The 7,058-nt window shown below is 33.5% G+C and carries 9 protein-coding genes and 2 pseudogenes; 7 read left to right on the forward strand and 4 right to left on the reverse strand.

The window, feature by feature from the left end; translation table 11 throughout:
* Positions 1-135, forward strand: a pseudogene (locus AC1DIT_RS26300) (ABC transporter ATP-binding protein); the annotation flags it as partial.
* Positions 136-406: 271 nt separating this feature from the next.
* Here AC1DIT_RS26300 and AC1DIT_RS26305 read toward each other — a convergent pair.
* On the reverse strand, positions 407-1,753 hold the full coding sequence (locus tag AC1DIT_RS26305; RefSeq protein ID WP_016132794.1) for an NAD(FAD)-utilizing dehydrogenase: 1,347 nt from the start codon (positions 1,751-1,753) through the stop codon (positions 407-409).
* 283 nt (positions 1,754-2,036) lie between these two features.
* Here AC1DIT_RS26305 and AC1DIT_RS26310 point away from each other — a divergent pair, with 283 nt between their 5' ends.
* Positions 2,037-3,272: a glycoside hydrolase family 5 protein gene (locus tag AC1DIT_RS26310; RefSeq protein ID WP_016114784.1), complete on the forward strand. Its 1,236-nt coding sequence runs from the start codon at positions 2,037-2,039 to the stop codon at positions 3,270-3,272.
* An 89-nt stretch (positions 3,273-3,361) separates the two neighbouring features.
* On the opposite strand, the gene AC1DIT_RS26315 is transcribed toward AC1DIT_RS26310, so the two are convergent.
* Both AC1DIT_RS26315 and AC1DIT_RS26320 read right to left on the reverse strand, forming a co-directional pair.
* Positions 3,362-3,484 carry a hypothetical protein gene (locus AC1DIT_RS26315; protein ID WP_016114785.1) on the reverse strand — a complete coding sequence of 41 codons (123 nt, stop codon included), beginning with the start codon at positions 3,482-3,484 and terminating at the stop codon, positions 3,362-3,364.
* Positions 3,481-4,575 carry a response regulator aspartate phosphatase gene (locus AC1DIT_RS26320; RefSeq protein ID WP_476998522.1) on the reverse strand — a complete coding sequence of 365 codons (1,095 nt, stop codon included), beginning with the start codon at positions 4,573-4,575 and terminating at the stop codon, positions 3,481-3,483. The genes AC1DIT_RS26315 and AC1DIT_RS26320 overlap by 4 nt, the downstream gene beginning before the upstream one ends.
* Positions 4,576-4,810: 235 nt before the next feature.
* On the opposite strand from AC1DIT_RS26320, the gene AC1DIT_RS26325 reads away from it, so the two are divergent.
* From AC1DIT_RS26325 to AC1DIT_RS26345, 5 genes and pseudogenes are all read left to right on the forward strand, one after another.
* On the forward strand, positions 4,811-4,969 hold the full coding sequence (locus tag AC1DIT_RS26325; RefSeq protein WP_475647781.1) for a restriction endonuclease: 159 nt from the start codon (positions 4,811-4,813) through the stop codon (positions 4,967-4,969).
* A 99-nt stretch (positions 4,970-5,068) separates the two neighbouring features.
* Positions 5,069-5,413 (forward strand): hypothetical protein, encoded by a 345-nt coding sequence (locus tag AC1DIT_RS26330; protein WP_016131402.1) that lies wholly within the window; start codon positions 5,069-5,071, stop codon positions 5,411-5,413.
* 54 nt (positions 5,414-5,467) lie between these two features.
* Positions 5,468-5,590, forward strand: a pseudogene (locus tag AC1DIT_RS26335) (HNH endonuclease); the annotation flags it as partial.
* 43 nt (positions 5,591-5,633) lie between these two features.
* The gene (locus AC1DIT_RS26340; protein ID WP_016114788.1) at positions 5,634-6,023 is read left to right on the forward strand and encodes a (deoxy)nucleoside triphosphate pyrophosphohydrolase; all 390 of its coding nucleotides are present in this window, start codon (positions 5,634-5,636) and stop codon (positions 6,021-6,023) included.
* A 299-nt stretch (positions 6,024-6,322) separates the two neighbouring features.
* The gene (locus AC1DIT_RS26345) at positions 6,323-6,604 is read left to right on the forward strand and encodes a hypothetical protein (protein ID WP_016114789.1); all 282 of its coding nucleotides are present in this window, start codon (positions 6,323-6,325) and stop codon (positions 6,602-6,604) included.
* Positions 6,605-6,776: 172 nt separating this feature from the next.
* Here AC1DIT_RS26345 and AC1DIT_RS26350 read toward each other — a convergent pair.
* Positions 6,777-7,058: hypothetical protein (locus AC1DIT_RS26350; RefSeq protein ID WP_476998523.1), on the reverse strand; the 282-nt coding region annotated here is incomplete at its 5' end.

Genomic DNA, 7,058 nt, shown 5'->3' on the forward strand with positions numbered 1-7,058 from the left:
CCATTAAATTTTATTGATATTTATTCGCGTATGCAGATTGAAGAGCTTATTCAACAATTTAATTCCACAATGGTTATTGTTGAGCATGATAAGGCATTTCAACAAACAGTTGCAACAAAAATTATACCTATGTAGTTCAAAGTGAATGATTAAAGATATAATCAGTAAATCAAGTTCTTAAACTATAAGGCACTTTAATGGAGTGATGAAAAAAGCCTAATTTCTCTACAATCAATTGAGAAATTAGGTTTTTTAATAGGAAAAGTAGGATACATATTAACAGAATACAATCATAAACGGGAATATGATATAAGACCATCAGGTTTTCCTACTATTCCCTTTAGGGGTGGGAGTGTCAAGTAATGATGTTATTTGTTGTATATGAAGAATTAACTATTCTTTATAATTATAGTGCAGAGCTATTAGATAAACACTTTCCTACATATAGGCCACTTGCTGCTGCTTGAGATAATAAATGAGTAATACCTGAACAATCTCCAATTAAATACAATCCAGTAATAGTTGTTTCAAACCTTTCATTGATTTTAATCGTAGAAGCATAAAATTTCCCATCAATTCCATATAGTAAAGTATCCTTATCGATAGGTTCTCCGATAAATTGTTCTAAACGTAGCAAAAATTCTTTGAGTCCTTCAATGTATAATGGAGGGATTTCTTTATTAAGATCTCCATAATCCCCCTGTAGTGTAGGTTGTATATGATTATATTTCATCATCTTTTCCAAGGTAGGTTGTCCCTTCAATAAATCCTCCAAACGCTGTACAACAATTCGATCTCGTCCTTGGTTAATTCCTTTTATAATTGTACTCGCGTATAAATTTGCTTCTGTCAGAGTAGGGAAATAACGTGGGATGAATAACGTGAAATTTAAGTTAGAAGTTCCGGTTCTTTGTTCTCGAAAATTTTGTCCATCAGGCATAACTAAACCTTCTTCATACTTACGAACAATACGCCCTTTGGGGTTCATACAATAGGTAGTTGCTGTGAAATTGTCATCTTGATAAGAGAGTTTTGTTTCAAATGTGTCTTTTAATATTGAGCGTAATTGATGTTCTTTCATCTCTACTCGAATACCTAGGTCTACACGGGTCTGCTCCTGTGCAATTTCAAGGGAAGAGCACATTTCTTTTAACCAATCCGCCCCGGAGCGTCCAGTTGCAAATACTAATTGCCTAGAATGAAATACCCCTTGATTTGTAGTAATTTTAAAATATTGTTTCTGTTTAACAATATGTTGTACGTTTATACGAAATTGGATATCTATCTTGTCACGTAAAAATTTGTAGAGTTGCTGAAAAATGTCGGTCGAAAGTGTAGTGCCTAGATGCCTTACTTGTGTTGTTAGCATTTGTAAACCACATGCCTCGGCTCTTTTGGTAATGTTTGGATTGTATGTGGAGTATTTTAGAACTGAATTTCCACCAAAACGACATAGGATATTATCTACTTCATCCATTAGTTTCATAAAAACTTCTTTACCTATTTTTTTCTCCAGTTCCCCTCCAAACCCGTTTGTGTAATTAAATTTCCCTTCAGATTTTCCTAGACCACCAAAACCAAAATATTTGTCACATGCATTACAGTTACATAATTCCCCTTGTTCTAAAGGACAATTTCGATATTCTAATGGCTTGCCTTTATCAAGAATTAAGATATTTTTGTTGCTTTGGGCTAATGCATAAGCCATAAAAACAGCGCTTACTCCAGCACCGATGATTGTAACATCATACATATTTTTTCACCTGCTATTGAATAGTTTGCTTGCTATTTTCCTAGTGTATAACAAATTTTCAACGTTTGGAAATAGCTCACATTGATTAGAGAGGTGAATGTTTTTTATCTTAATTTCCAGAAGAATCACCGTTTGTAATATAAAATACTTTAAAGTCCTATGAAAGATATATTCCCATAAAATCAATAGAGTAGATTGCTAATAGTATAAAATGCCATATTCCTGTAACAAAGACAAAGTATGTTATTCGTATAACGAAAAACATTAGAAAGAAGGAAAAGTTATGAAAAAAGTCTTACCCATAGTTGCATTAATAGGCATGATGAGCTTTGGAGCGCAAGAAATACATGTGAAAGCGGAAACTTACAAAAGTGTAGATTCTAAAATGGACTTTTGGAATTCTAAAAGAAGAGGTACGAATTTCATGAATAGTATGTCCTTACCTGAAAACTACAAAAGTGCAAAGGAAGCTAATATTGAATATGTTCGTTTAGCACCAGATAAATGGGCGAAAGATAAAGATTTCTTATTTGAAGATAAACCAGATACTTCTGGGAAAGATTTTCTCATAGGGAATGCAGATAACTATCAAGGACTAGTGAAAGAAGATGTAGCAAAATTAAAAGCAGATTTAGATGCTGCACAAGCACAAGGAATGAAAGTTGTGCTTACCATGCTTTCCTTACCTGGTGATCGCTGGCGTCAATTTAATCATAATCAAAATGATGATCGAATCTGGGAAGAAGAAAAGTATCAAGAACAAGCAAGCCAATTTTGGAAGGATCTTGCTATAGAATTAAAAGATCATCCAGCTGTAGTTGGTTACAATATTATCAATGAGCCACACCCAGAAACGGCTAAAAGTAATAGATATAATGATTTTTGGACAGAAGATTATAAGAAATGGTATGCAAAAATGGAAGGCACTACAGCAGATTTAAATAAATTCTATCAAAAGGTCGTTACCTCCATTCGTGAAGTAGACAAAGAAACACCAATTATATTAGATTCAGGTCTATACGCCACTCCTTGGGCTTTTAAATATCTGAAACCCGTCAAGGATAATAAAACACTTTATGCATTTCATATGTATGAGCCATATGAATTAACAAGTCAACGAGAAAATCAAAATAAAGAGTATCAATATCCTGGAATTGTAAAAGTAGGAGATTTAGAGAAGCCTGTTATGTGGAATAAAAAGGGGTTAGAAAAATTTTTACATCCTATTCACCAGTGGTCTAAGAAAAATCATGTACCATCTAATCGAATTATTGCTGAGGAATTTGGAATTAATCGTACTGTTCCAGGAGCCACTCAATATATGAAAGACCTTATTTCTATATTCAATCAAAAAGGTTGGCATCAATCGTTCTACGCATTTCGTGAAGATACTTGGACAGGAATGAATTATGAACTCGGAACAGGAAAGATAAAATGGGACGAAGAAGGTAGGCCAATACGTCAAGAGAATCCACTTTGGGATGTATTGAAAAATGATTTACAATCTCACAAGAAGTAAAAATGTCATCAGAGTAAAAATGGGTGGCACCAGATTATAAAAAAGAACGCTTTCCCACTTTTGGGATTGCGTTCTTTTTTGTTAATAATTCAACCTGTATCACCGTCGGCTAAACTTTGTATAAGAGTAGTAACTGTTTGAGTTCCAACTGAAGTATGTGTGCTTACTGTTAGAAATGTAATCAACAGCATTCCTAATAATACTTTTTTCACTTTAACGCCTCCTTTTTAAAAATTTCTTTTTTAGCTTCATAACTTAAATAGAAATATTTGCTTCCTTGTTCAAAATTTCCTTCGTTATGAAACTGAACTGCTAATGCCTCGGTATATTCTTGAACGTACTCCCATAATCTTTCTGTTTTAAAGTAGTCCATTCCTGCTAGTACTCCTTTTTCTAGTTTTTCAGCAGGAGATTTTTTGTTCATTTCTCTTAGGATTGTAAAGCGATATTGATACTCTTTGTTACCTAAGTCATTGCAGATGGTTAACCCTTTTTCGATGAGTTGGGATGCAATTTCTTCTTCTTTTAGTTTGACATGTTCTTTTGCTTTAACAAAAATTGCTTTGTAATGATGAGGCTTCTTCTCAACAACTTCTGATAAATATCGAATTGCTGAACTAGAAATATTTTGACTGGCATACATTAAACCCAAATTATGACGAACTAATAAGATTGCTTTTTCATTTTCTTGCTTTTGGAATGTCCCCATTGCCGTAATAAAATATTCTTCAGCAAGTTCAAATTCTCTTAAATGTGTACAAGCTAAACCTAATAAATTATCGCAATAAGCTGTTTTGAGTTCATAACCAGTGTGTTCAGAAAATATATCTCTAGCTTTCGTCCCATACTTTATGGCTAAGAGTGCTTGGTAAATATGATAATGATATGTTGCTAAATTATAGTAAAATTCAGCTTGTTCAAGTTCATCAGAGATGTGATTAAGTAATACTTCAGCTTTATCATAGTGCTCTTTAGCAAGATTATAATTACCGATTGCGTTAGAATGAATAGCTTTATAAAAATGATAGTAGTAAGCTAGGGAATTATCAGTTGGCATATCAAAGGATTCAATTTTATCAAAACTATTTTTTGAAATACTCAAATTATMTACTAAATAGTTATATCCGAAATCTAGCAGGTAATAGTAGAGTAATAAGCTTGAGTCTGCCTTTTTATTGGGAATAAGAGTATCAATTTCTTCTTTTAAACGATGAGAATTATTTATATTACGTGAACGTATTTCTTGATACCAATTATTTAATAGTTCTTTAATTTGTTCATTCCCCTTAACTTTGACATTCATGAAAACCCCTCCTTTTTCGAATATTCTTATAAATAATGATAGCAGGAATAAAGTGTAATAGAAATTAAGTTTCTATATTTCTCAACATTTGTCTAACAGTTTTATTTTTAAAGCAACAAATAACCAAAAGTTATGTTTATTGACACGCCCCCCTAAAAGTGGGAGCGCTGTCGCACCGTAGTGAACTTTCTCGTTCGGAACATCTGTAATCGGTTAAATCTAGAATAATAACGAAATTTCTAAGAGATTCAAATGTGGGAATATGGGGGGAATGAGGAAATCTAAAAGGGCAAATACATTAGTATTATTTTCTGATCATACAAAAGGTATTTACGATGATCGTTGGAATGAAGATATACTATATTACAGGGGAATGGGGAAAGAAGGGGATTAAGTTCTAGAAGGAAATCAAAACAAGACTCTACATGATTCTAATGAAAATGGAGTAGGCGTTTATTTATTTGAAGCGTTTGAAACAGATAAACATATCTTTATGGGGCAAGTAAAGCTTATAGAGCAACCTTTTCAAGAGATTCAGGAGGATACGCAAGGAATCAATAGAAAAGTATGGGTTTTTCCAATCCAGTTATTGGCTAGAAATGTAGTACTTCCTCAGAATATTGTTCAGATTCGACAAGAGCAAGAAATGAAAAAAGCAAGAGGATTAAATTATGAAGAACTAAAGGACCGTGCTACAAAGGTAATATCTATTAGTAACAAACGATTTACAAAAACGAAAACATATCAGCGTAATGAATATGTAGCTGAGTTGGCTAAGAGGCGTGCACAGGGTATATGTGAATTGTGCGAACGGCATGCTCCTTTCAAAGATAAATAAGGGAATCCATATTTAGAAGCTCATCATGTAAAATGGCTATCGGATGGTGGGGAAGACTCGATTTATAACACTGTTGGAGTATGTGCAAATTGTCATCGCAAGTTACATGTGTTAAATAAAAATGAAGATGTTGCGAAATTAAAGAAAAAGCTAGAGCAGAATAAAACGGGAAGATGAGATAACGCAAAAGAATGAAACGATATCAAGGAAGTGATTAGCGATGAAGAAAAAAGTATCGGTTGTTGGAGCAGTAATATTCAATGAACAAAATGAAATACTATGTGCATTACGTTCTTCTACAATGTCATTACCTAACTATTGGGAATTTCCTGGTGGGAAAATTGATGAAGGAGAAGCGCCGGAAGAAGCACTATTACGTGAGATTAAAGAAGAGCTAGGTTGTTTTATTACTGTAGGTGAAAAAATAGAAGAAGTTGAGCATGAGTATGAGAATATTATTGTTCATCTAACTACATATAAAGCATACATAGAGTCCGGTGTGCCTAAAGCACTTGAACATGCAGAACTCAAATGGGTTAATGTTAATAATTTATTAGAGCTAAAGTGGGCCCAAGCGGATATTCCGACTGTAGAGGTCTTGTGTTTATAATTTAAAATGCTGGGTCTATTATAACGAAAAAGAAACCGGATTTGTACTGAACTGCACCCCAATAGTTAATTGTGTCTAACAATTGGGGTGCAGTTCAGTAATCGGAGTCGGTTTTATTTATTACATAGCGCTTGTATATTTACCTACCGTACATGCTATGTGCGATAGAGTACCTCGTAAAGGGAGGTGTTTTTTGTTTAATCGAGACTTCACACCCACTTTACACTCGGTTAATATCCATCTGTTGAAATTTTACATGTAAGGCGAAAAACAAACGTAAAAGGAGGGAGGGCTTAATAATGGTGCAAACACATTCGAACTTATACGAAATATCAATGTCAGGCGGACAGGAGTTAATGTGGTATAACGTGGAGGTCAAACAAGGTAAGCATACATACGAATTCGAAATCTATCGAGTGAGTGATACCATTTCGGTGTTTTATGTAGATCAGTTCGAAAGACAACTGACGATAGCTAGTACCGAAGAGATGCTGATGATGTTAGTTTACGAGGAAGACAAGATGCGTTATAGAAACATCGTAGGGGATGCGGAGTGGTTATTTACTGGACGGTATACATAATCATCGAGGAATGACGAGTGAAGAGGAATCAGCGTTTTTGTACCTGAAGGAAAATGTATTAGATGAAATGGTAGCAAAATTGGAAGCGTAAAAGAGAACCGCCTATATAGGCGGTTTTTTGTTTCGTTAGTTTCATGTATCTAATGATATATGAAACTAACTGATAATGTATTTAACCAAAATACTGTGAGTAAAAAAATAAAATGAGGAAAATTAGTGTTTTACCTAATAATCTATTAAGTAAATCTACAGGAATAAAGAGTTCACCCAGTGTAATGTTTTTGAGATTATTTAAATTTTTCTTTTTTAATAAACCTTTTAACGTTTGAAAATCTATCTTATTTGAAAAAGACCAACCTGGCTTAGCTTTTGTATCTGAATTTACTTTAAAAATAACATGAATACCATARGATTTTATACCACTTATATTTAATAATAGAATGAACCCTAAGAT

Source organism: Bacillus sp. 05T22, assembly GCF_056396765.1.